Genomic DNA, 18,765 nt, shown 5'->3' with positions numbered 1-18,765 from the left:
ATCTCCCAAGTCGGCACGCCCCAAGAGATGTGCAAAATGCGCCCATGCCAAATATCGCCTCCATCCTCAAAGCAGAGATTTCCCGTGTTGCCCGCAAGGAGGTGCGCACGGAGATCGAAACGCTGAAAAAAGCCTCCACGCACCACCGTGCCTCGATTGCCGCATTGCGCCGGCAGGTCGAGAAGCTGGAGAAGGAACTGCGCCGCGCCACCAAGGTGTCCGCGCGCGTTTCCCCCGAAGGCGATACCGACGAAGCCGGCGACTCGGGACCGGCCCGCCGCTTCAGCGCCAGCCGCCTTGCCACGCACCGCGAGAAGCTCGGCCTCTCGGCGGCAGCCTACGGCAAGCTGGTGGGCGTCACCGGCCAGACCATCTACAAATGGGAACAGGGCAAGGCCCGTCCTCGCAAGGCGCAGCTCGAAGGCTTGGCATCGGTTCGCGGACTCCGGCCGCGCGAAGCGGCGGAGCAACTGGGCGCCGAATAAATCGCTTCTGGCTTCGCATTCCCATGTCCAACCTCATCGTGCACGGCGGCACGCCGCTTCGCGGCCGCATCACTCCTTCCGCCAACAAGAACGCCGTGCTGCCCGTGCTGTGCGCCACGCTGCTCACAAACGAGCCGCTGCGCCTGCATGGCGTGCCAGACATCACCGACGTGCGAAAGATCCTCGACATCTTTCGCAGCCTGGGCAGCGAGGCGCGCATGGACCACGCCACCGGCACGCTGGAGCTGCACCACCGCGAAACGGCTTTCGACGCCGCGCGCGACCGTCTGCCGGAGGAAATGCGCTCGTCGATCATGCTGGTGCCCCCGCTGCTCGCGCGCTTCGGCATTGCGCGGCTCGAGGACAACGTCAAGGGCTGCACCCTGGGCGTGCGCGAGATCGATCCGCACGTCGACGTGTTCCGCCGTTTCGGCGGACAGGTGGAGCGCGCCAGCGGCTCGCTGCTGGTGCGGTGCGACGGACCGCTGACCCCCACGGAACACTGGCTCGACTACGCCTCCGTCACCACGACCGAGAACTTCGTGCTGTGCGCGGCGGCGGCCAAAGGCACCTCCACGCTCACCAACGCGGCTTCCGAGCCGCACGTGCAGGAGTTCTGCCGCTTCATGGCCCTGCTGGGCGTGCGCATCGAAGGCATCGGCACATCGCGGCTCACGGTGCATGGCGGCAATGCGATGCGCGGCGGGGAGTTCCGCTTCGACGAAGACTTTCACGAGATCACCACCTTCCTGGCACTGGGCGCCATCACGGGCGGCGACGTGGTAGTGCGCAACAGCGCACCCGAAAACTTTCCGCTGATCGACCGCACCTTTGCCAAGTTCGGCGTCGCCATCGCGCACGAAAACGGCTGGTCGCGTGCCAGCTGCGCCGGGCCGTTGAAGGTGCAGACGCCTTTCACCAGCAACGTGCTCACCAAGGTGGAGGCTGCGCCGTGGCCCTACTTTCCGGTCGACCTGCTTCCCATCTTCATTGCGCTGGGCGTCCGGGCGCAGGGCAATGCGATGTTCTGGAACAAGGTCTACGACGGCGCGTTGGGTTGGACCGGCGAACTCTCCAAGTTCGGCGCCCACGTCTTCTCCTCGGACCCGCACCGGCTCATCAGCTTCGGCGGCAGCCCGCTGACGCCAGCCGTGGTCGAGAGCCCCTACATCATTCGCGTGGCCATTGCGCTCTTCATGGTGGCGGCCAGCATCGAGGGCCGCTCCGAAATACGCAATGCCACGCCCATCCGGCGGGCCCATCCCCGCTTTGCCGAAAACCTGCGCAGCCTGGGCGCGCAGGTGGAGTGGACCAGCGAAGAGTGAGCCCCGGGCTCAGGCCCGAAGCGCGTTCACGGCGATGCGCGCCGCCGATGCGATGACATCGTTGCGGCCCTGTGCATCCTTTTGCGAAGGAAACGTCAGGTAGACCGCCAGCACCAGCGGTGCGCCTGCCGGCGGCCAAAGTACGCCCGCGTCGTTCACGGTGCCATAGGAGCCCGCGCCGGTCTTGTCGCCGACCTTCCAATCGGCCGGCACGCCGGCGCGAATGCGCGTGGCGCCGGTGGTATTGCCCAGCAGCCAGGTTTCGAGCTGGTTGCGCTGCGCTGCACCCAGCGCGTCGCCCAGCACCAGCCGCTGCAGGCTTGCGGCCATGGCCTCGGGCGTCGTGGTGTCGCGTGGATCGCCGGGAATCGCACTGTTGAGTTCAGTTTCCCAACGGTCCAGCCTGAAGGCCTGGTCGCCGATGGAGCGCGCATACACAGTCACAGCGGGAGGCCCGCCGAGAATCTTCATCAGCAGGTTGGCTGCGGCGTTGTCGCTGTATTGGACGGTGGCGGCGCACAGCGCGGAAACCGCCATGCCCTGCCCCAGGTATTTTTCGGTGATGGGCGAATGGGGAAGGATCTCTCCCTTGCCATAGCTCACGCGCCGCTCCAGCAGGCTGCCGTCGCGCGTGCTGCGATCGAGGATGGCCGCGGCCAGCATGGTCTTGAAGGTGCTGCACAGCGGAAAGCGCTCGGCTGCGCGGTGCTGCACGCGCGCACCGGTGGCGGTGTCCAGCGCCGCCACGCCGAGCCGCCCGCCCACGCTGCTTTCGAGCGCCGCGAGTTCTGCCTCGGCCGATGCGGCCCGCGGCCCTTTCGCGGACCACGCGCTGCAGGCGCTGGCCAGGGGCAGTGCGGAGGCGGCAAGCAGCAGGGTGCGGCGATAAACGAGAGATTTCATGGGGTTTGTAGGCGGAGTGGATGGAACGAAAGTGATCGTAGGAGCGCCGCCGCGCCGGCTCCAGCGCCAGACTGTGCAGCCGCGTCTCGCCTGTATCGGGTGTAACCGCACCATTCAATCATTCAACTAATTGGTTGAATAATTCGCGAGACAGATCTATATTCAACCTCATGGTTGAACTAGACGATGGACGGCTCGACGCCGTGTTCCGCGCCCTTTCCGACAGCACGCGCCGCACGATGCTGCAGCTGCTGGCCCAGGGCGAGTGCAGCGTGGGTGAACTCGGTGCGCCGTTTCACATGTCTTTTGCGGGCGCATCGAAGCACGTCAAGGCGCTGGAGCGCGCCGGGCTGGTTTCTCGCACCGTGCAGGGCCGCGCGCATGTCTGCCGGCTGGAGCCGGCGGCGCTCGCATCGGCCAACGAATGGCTGCGCCACTATGAAAGCTTCTGGAGCAACCATCTGGACGCGCTGGAGCGCGAGCTGCGGCGCGGTTCGTCCCGCCAATGAAGACCTTCCCTTCTTCAAGGAGCAAGCCATGACCAAGAACGGCCTCGGAACCCTGATCGAACCCGGCACCCTGCGCATGGAGCGCACCCTGCCCGCGCCCATAGAGCGTGTGTGGGCCTATTTCGTCGAGCCTGACAAGCGCGCGGCCTGGCTGGCCGGCGGCACCATGGCGCATGAGATCGGCGGCGTGTTCGAGCTGCGCTTCGACCACACCCGGCTATCCGGCGAAGTGGCACCGGAGCGCTACAGCGCCTGCCGGAGCCCCATCTCCCAGACATCGCGGGTCATCGAGATCGAACCACCAAAGCGCTTGGTCATCAGTTGGGGCAGCGAAAGCGCCACTGCTTCGGTAGTGAGCTTCGAATTCACGCCGGAGGGCGATTCGACCCGTCTCGTGCTCACCCACCGCCGCCTGCCCGATCGCAAGGAAACGCTCAGCGTCTCCAGCGGCTGGCATGCCCACCTGGACGTGCTCGACGACGTGCTGCAGCAGCGCAAGCCACGCGGGTTCTGGACCCGCCACGCAGAGCTCGAAAAGGCCTACGAGGCCCACCTTCCGGCCTGAGCCCCCGCCGCCATCCGCCGGTCCTTTCCGGAGTCGGATGGCGACTACAGGCAAGCGGCCCGGGTTGCGTTAAGGTGCGGAGCATTCGCCGACTCCGAAGCACGCCCATGACCACCCCTCCCCCCACACCGGCCCGCAAGCATTTCTCGATGATCCGCGGCTTTCACCTGGCCGACGTATTCACGCTCGGCAACGCGGCCTGCGGCGTGGGGGCGGTGTTCCTTGCCATGGCTTTCATGGCCAGTCAGTCGGTTGCGCAATTCTTCTGGGCCGCGGCGCTCGCGCCGGCTGCCTTCGTGTTCGACGTGTTCGACGGCCGCATCGCGCGATGGCGGCAGACGCACTCCGCTCTGGGGCGCGAGCTCGATTCGCTGGCCGACGTGATTTCGTTCGGCGTGGCGCCCGCCGCGCTCGCCTTTGCCGCCGGTCTGGACGGCGGCTGGGACTGCATGCTGCTGATTTATTTCGTCTGCTGCGGCGTGAGCCGGCTCGCGCGCTACAACGTCACGGCCGAGGCGCTTTCCGCGGGCGCCGACAAGGTGAAGTACTTCGAAGGTACGCCCATTCCAACCAGCGTGGTGCTGGTCGGCGTGCTGGCGCTTGCAGCCTGGCAAGGCCGCATCGGTGACGCGGTGTGGGGCGGCGCCGTGGCGATCGGCCCGTGGCTGCTGCATCCGCTCACTTTGCTCTTTGCGCTGTCGGGCACGCTGATGATCAGCAAGACACTGCGCATTCCCAAGTTCTGACAGGACTCTGATCCTTCAAAAAGGAGACCTCCTCATGAAGTTGTATTTCGATCCGCACAGCCGCGCGCAGATCGCGAAATGGATGCTCGACGAGGCCGGTGTGGACTACGAAATCGTCCCCACCCTCATCCGGGAGAAGGCGCACAAGAAACCCGAGTACCTGGAGATCAATCCCGCCGGCAAACTGCCGGCGCTGGTCGACGGCCGCACCCGCGTCTTCGAGAACGCGGCCATCTGCATGTACGTGGCCGAGAAGTTTCCAGAGGCCAGGCTGGCTCCACCCGTGGGCTCGACAGAGCGCGGGCGCTACCTGTCGCTGATGGTCTATTCGACGGCGCAGCTCGAGCCCTCGATGGGCGACAGCCTGCTGGGGCTGCACAGCAACAACAGCGCGCGCGGCTGGACCGATTTCGAGCAGGCCAAGGATGCGGTGGAACGGGAGCTGGGCGACGGCCCGTACCTCTTCGGCGAGCAATTCACCGCGGCCGACGTGATGATCGGCTCCATGTTCATCTGGCACCGCGCATTCGGCGGCCACTCCAACCGGCCGAAGATCGATGCCTACATCGACCGGCTGCAGGCGCGCCCCAAGGCCATGAAGTTCGGTTGAACCACACACCCATGTCACAGGCACCTTTCCCCCGCGGCGCGACCGCCGGGCTCGACCAGCTGGTCCGCATTGCCGCCGAGCAGCCGCTCTCGCCGGCCTGCGACCACTTCTACTTTTTGCGCCATGGCCAGACCGGCCGCAATGCACAGCGCATCTTCCAAGCCGTGGACGAACCGCTGAGCGAACTCGGATTGCAGCAGGCAGCCCGCGCAGCGCAGCTGCTGGCGGGAGAGCCGATCCGCACCATCGTCTGCAGCGATGCGCGGCGCGCGCACGACACGGCGCATACCGTGGCCGCAGTGCTTCGCCTGGCGCCCACGCCTCAGGCGGCGCTGCGCGAGCGCAACTTCGGCGCGCTCATCGGCACCTCGTCGGCCAACATCGATTGGGCCTGCGAACCCGAAGGCGGCGAAACCCTTGCGCAGTTCGTGGCGCGCAAGCGGCTTGCGCTCGGTGCGGCACTGGCGGAGCCGGCACCGGTGCTGGTGGTGGCCCATGGCGGCACGCTGTATGCGCTGGCCGCGCTACTCGGGGTGCCCATCGATCTCGACCTGCTCGGCAATGCGCAGCCATTGCGTTTCTCCAAGAGCGGCCCCACATGGACCGTAACGCCGCTGCTGCGGCATGCCGACGGCGATTCCGCCCTGGCCTGACAAAGACCGGGCGTACTGTTCGGCGTTCACCCCACACGGACCGCCATGGAATTCAAGGACTACTACAGCGCACTGGGGATCGACCGCACCGCGTCCGAAGAGGACGTACGCAAGGCCTACCGCAAGCTTGCGCGCAAGTACCACCCCGACGTCAGCAAGGAAGCCGACGCCGAGAAGCGCATGCGCGACATCAACGAAGCCAACGACGTGCTGCGCGACAAGGAAAAGCGCGCCGCCTACGACGCGCTGGCCGACCGCGTGGCGCGCGGCGGGCATCCCCAGGGCGACTTCCAGCCGCCGCCGGGCTGGGACACCGGCTTCGAATTTCACCGCGGCCCGAACCAGGGCCCGGCCGACCACGCGGACTTCAGCGAATTCTTTTCGTCGCTCTTCGGCGAGGCCGAGCGGCGCGGTGCGGCCAAGCGCAACTACCGCGCCCGCGGCGAAGACCATCACGCGGCCATCGAGATCTCGCTCGAAGACGCACTCAACGGCGCCGAGCGCGAGATCACGCTGCGTTCGCAGGAAACGGACGCCCAGGGCCGTCCGTCGTTCAAGACGCGCACGCTCAGCGTCAAGATTCCGGCCGGCATGCATCCTGGGCAGTTCATCCGCCTTGCCGGACAGGGCATGCCCGGCCACGGCGGAGAGCCGGCCGGCGACCTGTACCTGGAGGTGCGCATTGCGCCGCACAGGCTCTATCGCGTGGAAGAGCGCGACATCTACATGACGCTGCCCGTCACGCCGACCGAGGCCGCGCTAGGCGCACAGGTGAAGGTGCCCGTTCCCACCGGCGGTGCGGTCGAGGTGACCGTGCCGCCCAATGCGCGCAGCGGCCTCAAGCTCAGGCTCAAGGGCCGTGGGCTGGGCGGCAAGCAGCCCGGCGACCTGTACCTGCTGCTGGAAATTGCCCTTCCCCCCGCCACCGCGGACACCACGCGCAAGGCCTACGAGCAGCTCGCGCAAGCGTCGGCTTCGTTCAACCCACGCCAGCATCTGGGAGTGTGAGCATGGCGACCGTATCCGTCACAACCGCCATCAGCGCATCGCAGCCGCTCGCCGCGAGCGAGCTGGCCCACGCCTGCGGCGCCGACACCGAATGGGTGGTGCAACTCGTCGAGGTCGGCATCGTGCAAGTCACCGCCGCCGAAGCGCCGCCCGAGCGGTGGCAGTTCTCCAGCGCCGACCTGCAAAGCGCCCTGGAAGCGCGCAGGCTCGAACGCGACTTTGGCGTGGGCCTGGACGCAGCGGCGCTGATTCTCGACTTGCAGCACGAGGTGCGGCGGCTGAAAGCAGTGATCCGCGCGCACGGCTTGCGCTGACCGGCAGCGCCTTAGCCGGCCTTGCCGCGCGCGCCCTTTTTCTTGCTCTCGACGCGCGGCGTGTTTGCCGCGGCCGGCGCGTTGCTGCCGTTCACCTGATCGACCCACAGCAGGGTGTCGACGTACGACATGAAGCGGTTGAGATATTCGGGCGAGAGCTCATGCATCAGCATGAGCGAACGATGCACCAGGTGATGCGAGTTGAGTGGGCCGGCGTTGTCCGGCACCTTTGCCAATGATTGCGTGAGCCGCCGGTCGGCGCTGAGCCGCGACCAGGTGCTTCTGAAGTAGCGGAGCGTCTTCAGTTCGGGAGCGGGTGCGGCATCGGTTGCAGCAGGCCCTTCGGCTTGCAGCGGCGACTGGCGGGCGATGTGCTCGACGAGTTGCGCGAGCGGGCCGGGAGGAAGCACGGCCTCTTGTTTAGTGCCGGCAACGGCGCGTTGCTTCTCATCCAGCTTCTCGCGATACGCCGCAAGCAGCCCCGCCACCTTCTCGTCCAGGATGCGCCGCGCATCGCCCTCATGCCCAGCCGCTCGCCTGGCCATTGCCTCGATAAAACGAAAGCGCACCGGGTCCGCGCGATGCTCACCGCGCGCACGCCACGCATCGAGCATCGCCGCGGGGTCGTCCATGCAGCTACTCACGGGCCTTTGCGCCGGCGCCGGTCTGCTGGCGGGGCGTGGGCGCCATTTCGACGCGCCGGTTCTTTGCCCGTCCTTCGGCGTCGGCGTTGGACGCCACTGCTTGCTCGGATCCGAAGGCCGCGGCAAACACCGAGGACGAGGGAATGCCTTCTTCGATCAATGCGCGCGTCACCGTCAACGCGCGCTGGGCCGACAGCTCCCAGTTGTCGGCGAAGGGCCGGTTGCCCTCCTTCGTCTGCCGCATCTGCCGGTCGTCGGTGAAGCCGCTCACCATCAGCACCTCGTCACGCGCACGGAGGTAGGCGGCCACGGGCGCGGCCAGGCTCTTTAGCACCTGCCGGCCCTCGGGCTGCAACTCAGCCGAATTGAAGGCGAAGAGCACGCTGCCGCTGATGCCAATGCGCCCGTTGACGAGGGTGACCCTGCCGGCCGCGAGCGGCCCTGCGAGGGCTTTTTCGAGCGCCTCACGCCGCTGCGTTTCGGCTTGGCGCTGCTGCACCTCGGCCTGCAGCTTTGCCGCGAGGTCCAGCTGCATGCCGAGCGCACCCACCAAGATCAGCACGAAGGCGCCGACAAGCCCCGACATCAGGTCGCCGAAGACTGCCCACACCGGCACGCTCGGCTCCAGCCCGGCGTCGAGATCGTCGCGCATCATGCTTCGCTCGCCACGGCCTGCTGCCGGCCGGCGATCTGCTGCAGGTCCTCGACGATCTGCTTCTGCGACATGATGCTGAGGTCGATGACCTCCCTCGCCTGCGCCACGTAGTAGGCCAGCTGCTCGTCGCTGCGCGCCATCGACTTGCCGAGCGCGCCTTCGACGCGCTGCAGATGGGCCACCAGCTTGTCGTTCGATTCGCTGAACAGCTGCACGGCAAGGCCGAAGGCTTCGCCGAGGCTCGCTACTTCGACGGCGCTGCCGGTGATCTGCGCGGCGACGCCGGACATCTTTTCGGTTTCCGCCTCGACCTTGTCGGTGAAGCGGCTGCCAACGCGCTCCAGCACATCGGCCGACGCGCCGACCAGCGCATCGACTGCCGAGCGCTGCTCCGTGGAGGCGTGGTTCACGGCGTCGAGCAGCGTTCCCAGCGTTTCCATGAGGCGGCTGCGTTCTTCCAGCATCGCGTTGTCGCGCGCCATGCTGTCAGAAAGCTTCTGCCGCAGCTCGGCCACCACCTCGGCCGCGACGCGCGGCGCCTCGGATGCGGCCTGCAGAAGCTGGGCGATTTCGGCCACCGTGCCCTTGGCATGGGCTTCGGCCTGGGTCGACATGTCGCGAGCGGTTTGCGCCAAGGTCTCGAAAAGTTGTTGCTGCCGGCCCTCCGCGTGCGCGCCGGTCTGCTGCCACTCTTGATGCAGCGACGTGGCCATGGCCGACAGGGCCTGAGTCCAGGCGGACAGGCGCTGCTCGTCGCGCGCCGCCATCTGCGCCTGAAGATCAGCGTGCGCCTGGTCCACGGTGCGCAGCAGCGATGCCGCGTGCTGCTCGAAACCTGCGGCTGCGGCGGCGAAGGACTGGCGCGTGTCTTCCGACAGTTTTTCGCTCACGCGCTGATGCTGTGCAAGCGCGCTGCCCCACGTGTCCGACACGCTGCCTACCGTGTCCTCGAGGCGGGCGGATACGGCTTCGACCAGCGATGCCGAACGTTGCTCGAAGGTCGCAGCAAAGCGCTCATGCGATGCGCTCAAGTCTTTGGCCACTGCCCCGGACGTGCGCTCATGCTCGGCGAGTGCGGCCTTCCAGGTGTCGGCCACGCTGGTCGTCGTAGCTTCGAAACGACTCGAAAGCCCATCGAGCTGCTGCTGCACGGTGCGTGCGACCGTGTCGTGCAAGGAAGCCGTCTCGCGCGCGATGCCGGCCATGGTGGCTTCGACGACCGGCTGGATGGTGGCGCCGGCGATGCGGGCGCTTTCGATCAGGCTTTGCTTCAGCGACTGGTCGACTGAGGAAGCGAGGCCGGCGTACACCGCCTCGGCCTGGGTGTGGAAGTGCGCCTGGCCGGTGGCGAGGCGCTCGTTCAAGGCCTGGGCCTGGCGCTCCATCGTGACCATCATCGCCTGCAGCTGGTCGACGAGCCGGGGCATCAGCTGCGCCTGCTGCTCCAGCAATTGGAACGACGCTTCTCGTCGATGCGTCTCGGAGTAGACGCGCAGCGCAGTCGCGATTTTGCTGTCGAGCGCTTGCCCGGCCTGCAGCCGCTCGCGCCGGCACAGCGCCGACGCAAGGCCGAGCATCGCCGAGGCGGCCACGCCGGCCACCGACGTGCCGAACGCCAGCCCCAAGCCCTTGACCGGGGCCGACAGCGAGGCGCGGATGGCCGGCAGGTCGGTCGCGGTTTCCAGCGCCAGCCCGGTGCCGTTGAGCGTGACCACCATGCCGAGAAAGGTGCCGAGCATGCCCAGAAGCACCAGCAGTCCGGCCAGATAGGGCGTTAGCGCCGGGCCGGGCAAGCCGACACGCTCGCCTTCGATGCGCAGGCGAACCGCGTTGCGCAGCGTCGGATGCAGTTGGCCGAGCCATGCGCCCAGGTCCGCCGGAGCGGCCGACAAGTCGGCCACGGCGCGGCTCAATGTGGATGTTGCTTGCTGGAAGCGGTGCAGCTCGACCGCACCCATGATGTAGAACGCACCGACGATCATCGTGACGATGAGCGCCAATGGATGCGAACCCACATAGCCCGCGCCAACCCAGCACACGACGGCCAGGCCCGCGGCAAAAACAGCGTAGTGAAGAAATCTATTCATGGCACTCTGGTTGCCTCATGCGAAGGGCTTCGAGCAGCCCTTCGATCGGTTGAAATCGGAAGTCCAGTTCGGCGAGCAGCACGTTCTTCATGTCCTTGCGGAAAACGTGCAGCCACTCGCCGGCCTGGGGTTCGCCGGCGGGTTCGGCTGTCGTTGACGCGCCGTTCCCGCTCAAGCGGTTGAAATGTTTTTCGAGCAATGCGGGCACGCCGGCCAAAAGGCCGTGCTCGCGCGCAGCCAGAACCTGCTCCATGACCACGTCCACCGCAGCCAGCCTTGCCATGGCCGGGGACTTGGCCGCCAGCGTCGTCCGCAAGCGCCCGCGCAACGGGCCGATCCCCGCTTCCATGGCCTGCTGCAGCGCAAGGTAGCGGCGGCGCAGCGGCGTGAAGTCGGTTGCGGCCATGACCACCCCGTCTTCTGCAATCGCATTGGCGAGCGCGGTCCGCGCACGGGCGCATTCCCGTTCCTCGGAACCGGCGGGAGCCCGCAGCCGGGAAGAAGCAGCAGCCGCCGGTACGCCGTCCAGCGCGGCGGAAAGCGAAATGGCATCGGTCCAGCCGAACCACTGGCTCAATCGATCCGCGGTGGCTTGCGTGGGTTCGCGCATGCCTGTATCGGCCAGTCGGGAAAGCAGGCGAACGAGCGCCGAACCATTGAAAACTGTGCGCTGTGAAACGTGCGCCATACCGCCAGAACGAAAAACCTGGCAGTCTACACCGGCCACCCCTCCCGGGAGCCTCGGCAGAGCACCCCCGCCCGGGTGAAACTTCCAGTAACGCAGCGGGCGGTTACCGGTCGTTTTCGGCCAGGCCGCCGCGGCGACTGTCCAGCCCGCGCGCCTGTCGGGCAGCCGTCTTCGACGCGGCGTGGCGTGGCGTAAGTCCTAAGCCCTACAGGCACTCGCCGCGTGCAGACTCGTCCATGCCGGCCCAGGGCCGGGAAAAAAAGCACAAGGAGCGGCATGGCCATGCTGGATCGGATCGCTTGTCACCGCTGCGGGCGCGTGTGCCTGCATGCCGACGCGCCATGTCCGGCCTGCGGTGCCGCGCCGGTGGCAAGCCCCGCGGTGGCGGGCGCGACCGAGCCTTTCGTGGGGCGCCGCGGTGAACTGCAGCTGGCCCACGACGCGCTCGGCGGTGCGCTGGCCGGGCGCGGCCGCGTGGTCATGGTGAGCGGCGAGGCTGGCATCGGCAAGACCCGGCTCGCGCAGGAAGTGGCAACACTGGCCCTGCGCCGCGGCATGCTGACTCTGTGGGGCCGCTGCCTCGAGGAACCCGGCGCGCCACCCTTTCTGCCGTGGACGCGCGCCATGCAGGCCTGTCTGCGCGCCTGCCGCGATGAGCGCCTGCCGGCGCTGCTCGGCAGGGACGCGGCGGCGGCAGTCGAGATTGCACCCGAACTCGCCGAGCGCCTGCCGCCAGGCACTGCGGTGCCAGCCATCGGCGAAGGCGACCAGGCGCGCTTTCGCCTGTTTGCCGCGGTGGCGCATTTCTGGCGCCAGGTGGCCACGCTGCGGCCGCTGCTCCTCATTCTGGACAACCTGCACTGGGCCGATGCCTCGTCGCTGCGGCTCCTGGCCTTCATCGCGCAAGATCTTGGCGAGAGCCGCATGCTGCTGCTCGGCTCCTACCGCGAGGCGGATCTGTCGCGCCAGCACCCATTGGCTGCAACGCTGGCCGAGCTGCTGAACACGCGGCAGTTCTGCCGGCTGCCGCTCCCGGGGCTGAGCCTCGAAGAGACCGAGCGGATGGTCGCCGCGGCCAGCGCGGTAACGCCGCCGCCCGCAGTGATTGCCACCATGCACCGCCGCACCGAAGGCAATCCGCTGTACCTGGTGGAAACGCTGCGCTTCTTGCATCAGGGCCCCCAGGGCAACGACCCGCATGCCACCGCGGCGCTGGTTGAAACCGTGCCAAGCGGCATTCGCGCCGTGATCGGCCAGCGGCTCAACCGGCTCTCGGCGCCCTGCTGCACGCTGCTCGCAATTGCCGCCTGCATCGGCCGCGACTTCGATCTGCCCCTCCTGGCCGAACTGGCCGGCGCCGACAGCGAGGCCGAGCTGCTCGGCAGGCTCGATGAAGCGCTGTCGCACCGGATCATCGAGCGGGTGCCTCCGGGCGCGCAGTACCAGTTCAGTCACGTGCTGATCCGCGAAGTGCTCTATGACGAACTGCCAGCGGCACAGCGCGTCGCACTGCATGGGCGCATTGCCGAATCGCTGGAGGCGCGCCACGCCGCCGATCCCGACGCGGTGCTGGCGCCGCTGGCCTACCACGCGGCCGCGGCATTGCCCGTGGGCAGCCCGGCGCGCGCGCTGGAGATCGCGCAGCGTGCCGCAGCACGGGCCGTTGCAGTAATGGCCTACGAAGAAGCCTTACGCTGCTATCGGCTCGCGTTGCAGCTGCAGGAGCGCTGGCTGCCGGCCGAGCGCGCACGGCATGGCGAACTGCTGCTGGCGCTGGGCGCGGTGCAAATGCATGCCGGCGAGAACGATGCCGCCGCCGCTACCTTCCTGGAAGCCGCCACGCTGGCGCGCGCGCTCGGCGAGGCCGAGCTGTTCGCGCGGGCCGCGCTCGGCTTCGAGAACAACGGCTGGCGCATCAGCCACCCCGGCGAAGAGGCGGCGGCCTTGCTCGAAGAGGCGCTCGCGGCGGCCGACCGCTTCGATACCGCGCTGCGGGTCGACCTGCTCGCCGCGCTGTGCCGCGCCTGCATCTTCTGCGGCCGCCAGCCCGAGGCCATTGCGGCGCAGCGCAGCGCCGTGGCGCTGGCGCGCGAGTTGGCCATGCCGCAGCCGCTGTTCAAGGCACTGGCCGCGATCTTGCCGGCGCGCGGCGACCCTGGGCAACTCGATGAGCGCCTGCGCTGCGCGCGCGAAGCCCTCGAGGTGGCCGAACGCGCGGGCCACGTCGAATGGGTGGACTCGCTCACTGGCTGGTACTTTGGCGACCTGGTCGAGAAAGGCGCACTCGATGCGGCGCGCTCGCTGGCGCAGGTGCACGCACGGGTGGCGGACGCGATTCGCCAGCCCTTCATGCAGGCCATGGGCCTGGCCAGCCTCACGCTGCTGGCCGCGTACGAAGGCCGCTTCGCCGATTCGGAAAGGCTGGCCGGCGAGACCTTCACGCTCGGGCAGCGCTTTCTGTCCAACCATGCGCAGGGTGCCTACAGCCTGCAGATCTTTTTACTGCGGCGCCAGCAGGGCCGCCTTGGCGAGGTGCTGCCGGTGCTGCGCGGGCTGGTCGGCAGCGTGCCGCGCAACAGCCTGTGGCAGCCTGGCCTCGCGCTGATCTGCGCCGAGCTCGATCTCCACGAGCCCGCCCGCGAGGCGTATGAAGCGCTGGCGGGCGACGGATTCGCAGGCATTGCGCGCGATGGCATGTGGCTCACCAACATCGTCTTTGCCGCCGAGGTCTGCGCACGTCTTGGCGACGTGCCGCGCGCGGCAACGCTCTACCGGCTGCTCGCGCCCTATGCCGGGCGCAACGTAGTCACCGGCACCAACATCGCCTGCTTTGGCGCTGTGGACCGCTATCGCGGCATGCTGGCCGCGCTGGCGGGCGACGACGACAGTGCAGCCACTCATTTCGCGGCTGCGGCCGCGCTCGACGAGCAAGGCGGCAGCCGGCCGTGGTTGGCGCACAGCCGCTTCGAATGGGCGCGGTGGCTGGCCCGGCGCGGCGGTGACGTCGCCGCTGCCAGATCGCATCTGGAAGCGGCGCTTTCGATTGGCCGCGAACTCGGCATGGCCAGCCTCGCCCGCCGATGCGAGTCGCTGCAGCGCGAGCTCGAAGGCGCTGCTCAATCACCTGCGGCGCCCGAAGGTCTGAGCCCGCGCGAAGTCGACGTGCTGCGGCTGCTCAGTGCCGGTCACAGCAACCAGGCCATTGCGCAGCGGCTGTTCATCAGCCCGCACACGGTGGCCCACCACGTGCGCCACATCCTCTCCAAGACCGATTGCCGAAGCCGCACCGAAGCCGCGGCCTGGGCGCATCGCCACCGCGTAGCGTCCGAAGGCTCGACGGCGTCCGCTGCTGGCCGCTAGCCACTGGCCGCACGCGGTCCAAATGGTCAATTCGGGCGATGCGCGGCCGCCCCGGCCGTCCTATGGTCTGTCCCAGGCCCGGCGCCGCCAGGTCGCCAAACCAGAAGGAGTGTCTCGTATGCCCGCAACCCTTTATGAACGGCTCGGCGGTGGAGAGCGCATCCAGCGGCTCGTGACCGACGTGGTCGAGAACCACTACAACAACCCCCTCATTCGTGCCCGCTTTGCGAACAGCAACCGCCCCGAAGTGGAGCGCCACGTGTTCGAGTTTCTCTGTGCAGGCAGCGGCGGACCGCAGTGCTACACCGGCAAGGACCTGGTGACCGCGCACAAGGGAATGAACATCAACGAGCAGGAGCTGGTCGCCGCCATCGACGACATCCTCGACGCGATGTCCAGGAACGGCTACGACCAAGCCGAGAAGAACGAGGTGGTCGCCATTCTTTATTCATTGAAGGGCGATGTGGTGCGGCTGTAGACAACGGCCCCGCTCTTGCCCGCGCCCCGGCGGCGTTTCGCCGGTGACACCGAAAGGAAAGACCATGACACGCCAACCATTTGTTGCCTGGGCGATCGGCGCCGCACTGCTCGCAGCCCTTGCGACGAGCTGGGCCCAGACACCCGACCATCGGATGATTTCGCCGGCCGACCTGAAATGGGCCGACGTTCCTTCGCTGCCACCCGGCGCAAAGCTCGCGGTGCTCGAAGGACCCATGAGCGAAGCCGTGCCCTTCACGGTGCGCATCAGGGTGCCGGCCAACTACCGGATTCCGTCGCACTGGCATCCGGCCGTCGAGCGCGTGACCGTGCTCTCGGGCACCTTCCACATGGGCCTGGGCGACAAGCTCGACATGCAGAAGTCAATGCCCGTGACCGCGGGCGGCATGATGATCCTGCAGGCCAAGACGCCGCACTTTGCATGGACGCAGGAAGAAACCGTGGTGCAGCTCCACGGCACCGGGCCTTGGGGCGTCACTTACGTCAATCCGGCCGATGACCCGAGGTCGAAGTAAGTAGGCCGACGGGCACGAAGGACGAGCGGCGCAATGCCGCTCGCTGCTTCACGTTCAAGCCGTCGCGACTGCCTCGGCCTGCACCGCCGGCGGGCGCAGTTCATCGACCTCGATCACCACGTCGGCCGGCAGTCCGTTGCGCTGCGCCGCCTCGCGGATCAGCTCGGCGCTGGGCGCCTCGTACAGGCAGTAGGTCTTTTTCTTGTCGGCGCTCAAGAACGAATACAGCCAGCGGACCCCGACGTCGTCGTTGATGCGCATGATGCTGGCCGCGCCCTCGGGCGAGACTTCGAGCTGGTCGGCAAAGGTGCGTTCGATCAGGTAGAGAGGCATGGCACAACTCCTTCGTTCGTATGGAAGTGCCATCGTAGGGCGGAGGGTCGCCAGACGGCTCCGAGTGTTTCCCCCTGCCTGGCCGTTCGTACTAACCTGTCGCCTACCCATTCTTTCGCGCCAAAGCAAAAAGCCGAACGGCGCTTTTGGCACCGTCCGGCTTTTTGTCTGTTGCCGAGAGCAAGCGGCAGTTGCCGCTCTTCCCTGCCTGCTTCGATTACAGGCCGGCTTGGCGCGTGAAGCTGCGAGCTTGCGAAGGGATCACGCTGTCTGCGAAGGCTTCGCGGCGCAGGTTCTGGCCGGGTGCGTGCGCAGCAGCAACGGCTTCGTTGCGAACTTCAGCGCGGTCCGACGAAGCCAGCACGGGAGCCACGACGGCGGAAGCAGCGTCGCTGTAGGCGTTGCCTTCGCGGGCGGCGGCTGCGGCTTGCGGTGCGACGTCGGCACGGCTGTAGCCGGCGCTCAGAGGCTGCACGCCTTCATAGGTCTCTGCGTGGGCGCCAGCGGCGGCGAGCAGGGAGAGAGCGGCGGCGGCGAGGATGTTCGAGGTCTTCATTTCAATTTCCTTCTTGATCGGGCTTTGGATGCCTCGAAGTTTGCACCTCAATTACCAGGGAAAACCCTAGCCAATCGAATCGCAGTGTTCATGAAACTGAAACAATGACGGGGAACTTTCTCAACGAGAGGGCGAAAGTGCTCATGAGCGATGGTCTTCGTCCAGGCGGCGAGTATCGCGCAGCACAGCAAACGCAGATTGCATGCCAGGCACTGCGCCCTGCAATGCGGCGTTCGCCCTATGCCGAGGCGCCCGACAAGTACGCCACTGCGCGCGGCGGTCAAGAACGCGGCCAGCCGCGCACCAGCGTCCGGATCGCCACGGCGCCGCTCGCCTTGACCTCCGCGCGGTAGGTGCCCACCAGCGCTTCGCGCTCGGCCGCGGCCTGCGCATCGTTGCGCCAGGCCAGCAAGGCGGCCACGTCCGCGTCCGGCAGGGCCGCGAGCAAGGCTTGCGTGACCTGCTTTTCGAACTCGCGCGCCACGATCAGCAGGTTGCGCGGACGCGGCGACGTGATGCCGCGCGACCACAGCGTGTCGACGGCCATGTCGAGCGTGCGGTCCGGCAACGAAGTGAACTGGCCCGCATTGCCGCGCGCCAGCTGCTTGACCACGGAGCTCAACAGCAGCTGGCTCGAAAAATCGACTTCGCGCACGTCGGCCACGGCCATGCGCTCGAGCAGTTCCGTGCGTGCGGGATCGGCCGGCTTCGCGCGCTCGCGGTTGAAAAACTCCAGCTTGCCTGCGTCGTCCATCGCGGCGTAGTCGGCGCGCAGCTTCGAGAACCGGGCCACCGCGGCCTGCACCTGCGGAGCCGGCGCCGCGCCACCCTTGCCGGCAGCCGCCACCTCCTGCTGGATTGCAGCCACCGAAGCCGCCACGTCGAAGGACCGCGCAGCCGCCGCGTCCAATGCCTGGAGCGCCTTGTCGGCAATAGCCTGGTCCGGGGGCTCCAGCAGCTGGCGCGCATCGCGCGACACGGCACCGGGCGCATAGGCCGCCTGGTAGCGCGCCTGCACGCCCTCGAATTTCATCAGGGCCTGGGCGCGGTCTTGCGCCGAGGCCATGACTGGCGCAAGCAACAACGAGAGGAGAAGGACGGGCGCGAGGAAGAAGGGTCTCGATGAAACTGGAAGGGCAAGCATGGCGCCATTATTGGCGCGCCACGATCGCCCTCCTGCTTCAAGCAGCCGCCAGTTCCTTGCGCAGCAGCTTCGCGGCGACCGCGGCCGCAGGGTACAGTCGGGAATGAACCCACACACACCCAGCGCCCCTGTTCCGCTTGAAACGGCTCCCGCCGAAATCACGGAGACCCAGGCTTTCACGCGCGCGTGGGTCGTGTTCCTGCTGCTGTTCTTGGGCGTGCTGGCCCTTCTATGGGCCAGCGACGCGCTGTTTGGCTAGTCGCTAGGACGACGCCTTCTGCACCAGCTTCAGCACGCTCGAGAAATCGAGCGCGCCGTGGCCCGCGAGGCTGTGCGCCGCATAGAGGCTGCGCGCCAGTCCGCCCAGCGGCGTAGCCGCGCGAACCGCCGTCGCGTTTTCTTGCGCCAGGCCCAGATCCTTGAGCATCAGGTCGGTACCGAAGCCCCCCGCATAGTTCTTCGATGCCGGTGCTGCTTCCATCACGCCGGGCATCGGGTTGTACTTTTCGAGCACCCAGTTGCCGCCGGAGCTGCGCCGCATGATCTCGGACAGCACCTTGGGGTCGAGCCCGTTGGCAACGCCCAGCGCCAGCGCCTCGGAAGTACCGATCATCAAAATGCCCAGCAGCATGTTGTTGCAGATCTTCGCCGTCTGGCCCGCGCCGATGCCGCCCGCATGGAAGATGTTGGCGCCCATCTTCTCGAGCACCGGACGTGCGCGGTCGAGGTCATCGGTTTCGCCGCCGACCATGAAGGTCAGTGTGCCGGCAATCGCGCCACCCGTGCCGCCGGAAACCGGCGCGTCGATCATTGCAATGCCTTTGGCAGCGGCCGCTTCGGCCACCTTGCGCGAGGTGGCGGCCGCAATGGTGCTGCTGTCGATCACGAGGGCGCCGGCGCGAATGCTGTCGAGCAGTGCCGGCTTGCCCGCGCTGCCGAGAAACAGGCCTTCCACGTGCACGCTGGCCGGGAGCATGCTGATGACCACGTCCGCATCGGTCACCGATTCGGCAGCCGATGCGGCAATGGGCAGGCCTTCAGCATCGTATTTCTTGCAGGCCTCTTCCGAGAGGTCGAAGGCCTTGAGCGTGTAGCCTGCCTTCCGCAGGTTCATTGCCATGGGGCCGCCCATGTGGCCGAGGCCGATGAATGCGATTTTCATTTGCT

Annotated in this window: 22 protein-coding genes; 13 read left to right on the top strand and 9 right to left on the bottom strand. The window is 67.4% G+C overall.

The window, feature by feature from the left end:
- Nucleotides 1-44 precede the first annotated feature (44 nt).
- Both J2X92_RS13765 and J2X92_RS13760 read left to right on the top strand, forming a co-directional pair.
- The gene (locus J2X92_RS13765) at nucleotides 45-485 is read left to right on the top strand and encodes a helix-turn-helix domain-containing protein (RefSeq protein WP_307576463.1); all 441 of its coding nucleotides are present in this window, start codon (nucleotides 45-47) and stop codon (nucleotides 483-485) included.
- 23 nt (nucleotides 486-508) lie between these two features.
- Nucleotides 509-1,810: a UDP-N-acetylglucosamine 1-carboxyvinyltransferase gene (locus J2X92_RS13760; protein WP_307576460.1), complete on the top strand. Its 1,302-nt coding sequence runs from the start codon at nucleotides 509-511 to the stop codon at nucleotides 1,808-1,810.
- Nucleotides 1,811-1,819: 9 nt separating this feature from the next.
- On the opposite strand, the gene bla is transcribed toward J2X92_RS13760, so the two are convergent.
- Nucleotides 1,820-2,713, bottom strand: a complete 894-nt coding sequence (gene bla, locus J2X92_RS13755; protein ID WP_307576458.1) for a class A beta-lactamase — start codon at nucleotides 2,711-2,713, stop codon at nucleotides 1,820-1,822.
- 170 nt (nucleotides 2,714-2,883) lie between these two features.
- On the opposite strand from bla, the gene J2X92_RS13750 reads away from it, so the two are divergent.
- From J2X92_RS13750 to J2X92_RS13720, 7 genes are all read left to right on the top strand, one after another.
- Complete coding sequence (locus tag J2X92_RS13750) at nucleotides 2,884-3,222, top strand: ArsR/SmtB family transcription factor (RefSeq protein ID WP_307576456.1); 339 nt, start codon at nucleotides 2,884-2,886, stop codon at nucleotides 3,220-3,222.
- A gap of 28 nt (nucleotides 3,223-3,250) precedes the next feature.
- The gene (locus J2X92_RS13745) at nucleotides 3,251-3,787 is read left to right on the top strand and encodes an SRPBCC family protein (RefSeq protein WP_307576455.1); all 537 of its coding nucleotides are present in this window, start codon (nucleotides 3,251-3,253) and stop codon (nucleotides 3,785-3,787) included.
- A 107-nt stretch (nucleotides 3,788-3,894) separates the two neighbouring features.
- The gene (locus J2X92_RS13740; protein ID WP_307576454.1) at nucleotides 3,895-4,533 is read left to right on the top strand and encodes a CDP-alcohol phosphatidyltransferase family protein; all 639 of its coding nucleotides are present in this window, start codon (nucleotides 3,895-3,897) and stop codon (nucleotides 4,531-4,533) included.
- A gap of 34 nt (nucleotides 4,534-4,567) precedes the next feature.
- Nucleotides 4,568-5,143 carry a glutathione S-transferase family protein gene (locus tag J2X92_RS13735; protein ID WP_307576452.1) on the top strand — a complete coding sequence of 192 codons (576 nt, stop codon included), beginning with the start codon at nucleotides 4,568-4,570 and terminating at the stop codon, nucleotides 5,141-5,143.
- Between the two features lie 11 nt (nucleotides 5,144-5,154).
- Nucleotides 5,155-5,796 carry a histidine phosphatase family protein gene (locus tag J2X92_RS13730; RefSeq protein WP_307576451.1) on the top strand — a complete coding sequence of 214 codons (642 nt, stop codon included), beginning with the start codon at nucleotides 5,155-5,157 and terminating at the stop codon, nucleotides 5,794-5,796.
- Between the two features lie 45 nt (nucleotides 5,797-5,841).
- Entirely contained in the window at nucleotides 5,842-6,804 is a 963-nt protein-coding gene (locus J2X92_RS13725) for a DnaJ C-terminal domain-containing protein (RefSeq protein WP_307576449.1), read from the top strand.
- A 2-nt stretch (nucleotides 6,805-6,806) separates the two neighbouring features.
- Entirely contained in the window at nucleotides 6,807-7,118 is a 312-nt protein-coding gene (locus tag J2X92_RS13720; RefSeq protein WP_307576448.1) for a chaperone modulator CbpM, read from the top strand.
- 11 nt (nucleotides 7,119-7,129) lie between these two features.
- Here the strand turns inward: J2X92_RS13720 and J2X92_RS13715 are convergent, their stop codons facing one another.
- Genes J2X92_RS13715 through J2X92_RS13700 form a run of 4 tightly spaced genes read right to left on the bottom strand, consistent with a single transcriptional unit; the run spans nucleotide 7,130 to nucleotide 11,192 of the window.
- The gene (locus tag J2X92_RS13715; protein ID WP_307576446.1) at nucleotides 7,130-7,750 is read right to left on the bottom strand and encodes a DUF2894 domain-containing protein; all 621 of its coding nucleotides are present in this window, start codon (nucleotides 7,748-7,750) and stop codon (nucleotides 7,130-7,132) included.
- A gap of 4 nt (nucleotides 7,751-7,754) precedes the next feature.
- A complete protein-coding gene (locus tag J2X92_RS13710) occupies nucleotides 7,755-8,414 on the bottom strand; it encodes an OmpA family protein (RefSeq protein ID WP_307576665.1) in 660 nt (219 codons plus the stop codon).
- Nucleotides 8,414-10,504: a DUF802 domain-containing protein gene (locus tag J2X92_RS13705; RefSeq protein ID WP_307576444.1), complete on the bottom strand. Its 2,091-nt coding sequence runs from the start codon at nucleotides 10,502-10,504 to the stop codon at nucleotides 8,414-8,416. Before J2X92_RS13705 ends, J2X92_RS13710 begins: the two co-directional genes overlap by 1 nt.
- On the bottom strand, nucleotides 10,497-11,192 hold the full coding sequence (locus J2X92_RS13700; RefSeq protein ID WP_307576442.1) for a DUF3348 domain-containing protein: 696 nt from the start codon (nucleotides 11,190-11,192) through the stop codon (nucleotides 10,497-10,499). The genes J2X92_RS13705 and J2X92_RS13700 overlap by 8 nt, the downstream gene beginning before the upstream one ends.
- Nucleotides 11,193-11,474: 282 nt before the next feature.
- Between J2X92_RS13700 and J2X92_RS13695 the strand changes: the two genes are divergently transcribed.
- From J2X92_RS13695 to J2X92_RS13685, 3 genes are all read left to right on the top strand, one after another.
- On the top strand, nucleotides 11,475-14,552 hold the full coding sequence (locus tag J2X92_RS13695) for a helix-turn-helix transcriptional regulator (protein WP_307576440.1): 3,078 nt from the start codon (nucleotides 11,475-11,477) through the stop codon (nucleotides 14,550-14,552).
- Between the two features lie 118 nt (nucleotides 14,553-14,670).
- Nucleotides 14,671-15,030 (top strand): group I truncated hemoglobin, encoded by a 360-nt coding sequence (locus J2X92_RS13690; protein ID WP_307576439.1) that lies wholly within the window; start codon nucleotides 14,671-14,673, stop codon nucleotides 15,028-15,030.
- Nucleotides 15,031-15,094: 64 nt separating this feature from the next.
- A complete protein-coding gene (locus J2X92_RS13685) occupies nucleotides 15,095-15,565 on the top strand; it encodes a cupin domain-containing protein (protein WP_307576438.1) in 471 nt (156 codons plus the stop codon).
- Nucleotides 15,566-15,619: 54 nt separating this feature from the next.
- On the opposite strand, the gene J2X92_RS13680 is transcribed toward J2X92_RS13685, so the two are convergent.
- The 3 genes from J2X92_RS13680 to J2X92_RS13670 all read right to left on the bottom strand — a co-directional run bounded on the left by J2X92_RS13680 (nucleotide 15,620) and on the right by J2X92_RS13670 (nucleotide 17,598).
- Complete coding sequence (locus tag J2X92_RS13680) at nucleotides 15,620-15,898, bottom strand: DUF4242 domain-containing protein (RefSeq protein WP_307576437.1); 279 nt, start codon at nucleotides 15,896-15,898, stop codon at nucleotides 15,620-15,622.
- A 217-nt stretch (nucleotides 15,899-16,115) separates the two neighbouring features.
- On the bottom strand, nucleotides 16,116-16,454 hold the full coding sequence (locus J2X92_RS13675) for an alpha/beta hydrolase (RefSeq protein ID WP_093017832.1): 339 nt from the start codon (nucleotides 16,452-16,454) through the stop codon (nucleotides 16,116-16,118).
- A 280-nt stretch (nucleotides 16,455-16,734) separates the two neighbouring features.
- A complete protein-coding gene (locus J2X92_RS13670; RefSeq protein WP_307576433.1) occupies nucleotides 16,735-17,598 on the bottom strand; it encodes a hypothetical protein in 864 nt (287 codons plus the stop codon).
- A gap of 103 nt (nucleotides 17,599-17,701) precedes the next feature.
- On the opposite strand from J2X92_RS13670, the gene J2X92_RS13665 reads away from it, so the two are divergent.
- Entirely contained in the window at nucleotides 17,702-17,857 is a 156-nt protein-coding gene (locus tag J2X92_RS13665) for a hypothetical protein (RefSeq protein WP_307576432.1), read from the top strand.
- A 3-nt stretch (nucleotides 17,858-17,860) separates the two neighbouring features.
- On the opposite strand, the gene mmsB is transcribed toward J2X92_RS13665, so the two are convergent.
- Nucleotides 17,861-18,760, bottom strand: coding sequence for a 3-hydroxyisobutyrate dehydrogenase (gene mmsB, locus J2X92_RS13660; protein ID WP_307576430.1), 900 nt, complete (start codon nucleotides 18,758-18,760; stop codon nucleotides 17,861-17,863).
- Between the last annotated feature and the right edge of the window lie 5 nt (nucleotides 18,761-18,765).

Origin of the sequence: Variovorax paradoxus (assembly GCF_030811855.1) — a bacterium.
GTDB classification, from domain to species: Bacteria; Pseudomonadota; Gammaproteobacteria; order Burkholderiales; family Burkholderiaceae_C; genus Variovorax; species Variovorax paradoxus_L.
Note: the sequence above shows the minus strand (reverse complement) of the source record. Positions and strands in the feature narration are given on the sequence as shown.

Bases quoted from the DNA above. Each gene is read 5' to 3' on its own strand.
- J2X92_RS13750 (WP_307576456.1), top strand. From the start codon at position 2,884: ATGGTTGAACTAGACGATGGACGGCTCGACGCCGTGTTCCGCGCCCTT.
- J2X92_RS13670 (WP_307576433.1), bottom strand. From the start codon at position 17,598: ATGCTTGCCCTTCCAGTTTCATCGAGACCCTTCTTCCTCGCGCCCGTC.
- J2X92_RS13725 (WP_307576449.1), top strand. From the start codon at position 5,842: ATGGAATTCAAGGACTACTACAGCGCACTGGGGATCGACCGCACCGCG.
- J2X92_RS13740 (WP_307576454.1), top strand. From the start codon at position 3,895: ATGACCACCCCTCCCCCCACACCGGCCCGCAAGCATTTCTCGATGATC.
- bla (WP_307576458.1), bottom strand. From the start codon at position 2,713: ATGAAATCTCTCGTTTATCGCCGCACCCTGCTGCTTGCCGCCTCCGCA.
- J2X92_RS13715 (WP_307576446.1), bottom strand. From the start codon at position 7,750: ATGGACGACCCCGCGGCGATGCTCGATGCGTGGCGTGCGCGCGGTGAG.
- J2X92_RS13695 (WP_307576440.1), top strand. From the start codon at position 11,475: ATGCTGGATCGGATCGCTTGTCACCGCTGCGGGCGCGTGTGCCTGCAT.
- J2X92_RS13665 (WP_307576432.1), top strand. From the start codon at position 17,702: ATGAACCCACACACACCCAGCGCCCCTGTTCCGCTTGAAACGGCTCCC.
- J2X92_RS13675 (WP_093017832.1), bottom strand. From the start codon at position 16,454: ATGAAGACCTCGAACATCCTCGCCGCCGCCGCTCTCTCCCTGCTCGCC.
- J2X92_RS13685 (WP_307576438.1), top strand. From the start codon at position 15,095: ATGACACGCCAACCATTTGTTGCCTGGGCGATCGGCGCCGCACTGCTC.
- J2X92_RS13690 (WP_307576439.1), top strand. From the start codon at position 14,671: ATGCCCGCAACCCTTTATGAACGGCTCGGCGGTGGAGAGCGCATCCAG.
- J2X92_RS13680 (WP_307576437.1), bottom strand. From the start codon at position 15,898: ATGCCTCTCTACCTGATCGAACGCACCTTTGCCGACCAGCTCGAAGTC.
- J2X92_RS13730 (WP_307576451.1), top strand. From the start codon at position 5,155: ATGTCACAGGCACCTTTCCCCCGCGGCGCGACCGCCGGGCTCGACCAG.
- J2X92_RS13765 (WP_307576463.1), top strand. From the start codon at position 45: ATGCCAAATATCGCCTCCATCCTCAAAGCAGAGATTTCCCGTGTTGCC.
- J2X92_RS13760 (WP_307576460.1), top strand. From the start codon at position 509: ATGTCCAACCTCATCGTGCACGGCGGCACGCCGCTTCGCGGCCGCATC.
- J2X92_RS13710 (WP_307576665.1), bottom strand. From the start codon at position 8,414: ATGCGCGACGATCTCGACGCCGGGCTGGAGCCGAGCGTGCCGGTGTGG.
- J2X92_RS13705 (WP_307576444.1), bottom strand. From the start codon at position 10,504: ATGAATAGATTTCTTCACTACGCTGTTTTTGCCGCGGGCCTGGCCGTC.
- J2X92_RS13745 (WP_307576455.1), top strand. From the start codon at position 3,251: ATGACCAAGAACGGCCTCGGAACCCTGATCGAACCCGGCACCCTGCGC.
- mmsB (WP_307576430.1), bottom strand. From the start codon at position 18,760: ATGAAAATCGCATTCATCGGCCTCGGCCACATGGGCGGCCCCATGGCA.
- J2X92_RS13700 (WP_307576442.1), bottom strand. From the start codon at position 11,192: ATGGCGCACGTTTCACAGCGCACAGTTTTCAATGGTTCGGCGCTCGTT.
- J2X92_RS13735 (WP_307576452.1), top strand. From the start codon at position 4,568: ATGAAGTTGTATTTCGATCCGCACAGCCGCGCGCAGATCGCGAAATGG.
- J2X92_RS13720 (WP_307576448.1), top strand. From the start codon at position 6,807: ATGGCGACCGTATCCGTCACAACCGCCATCAGCGCATCGCAGCCGCTC.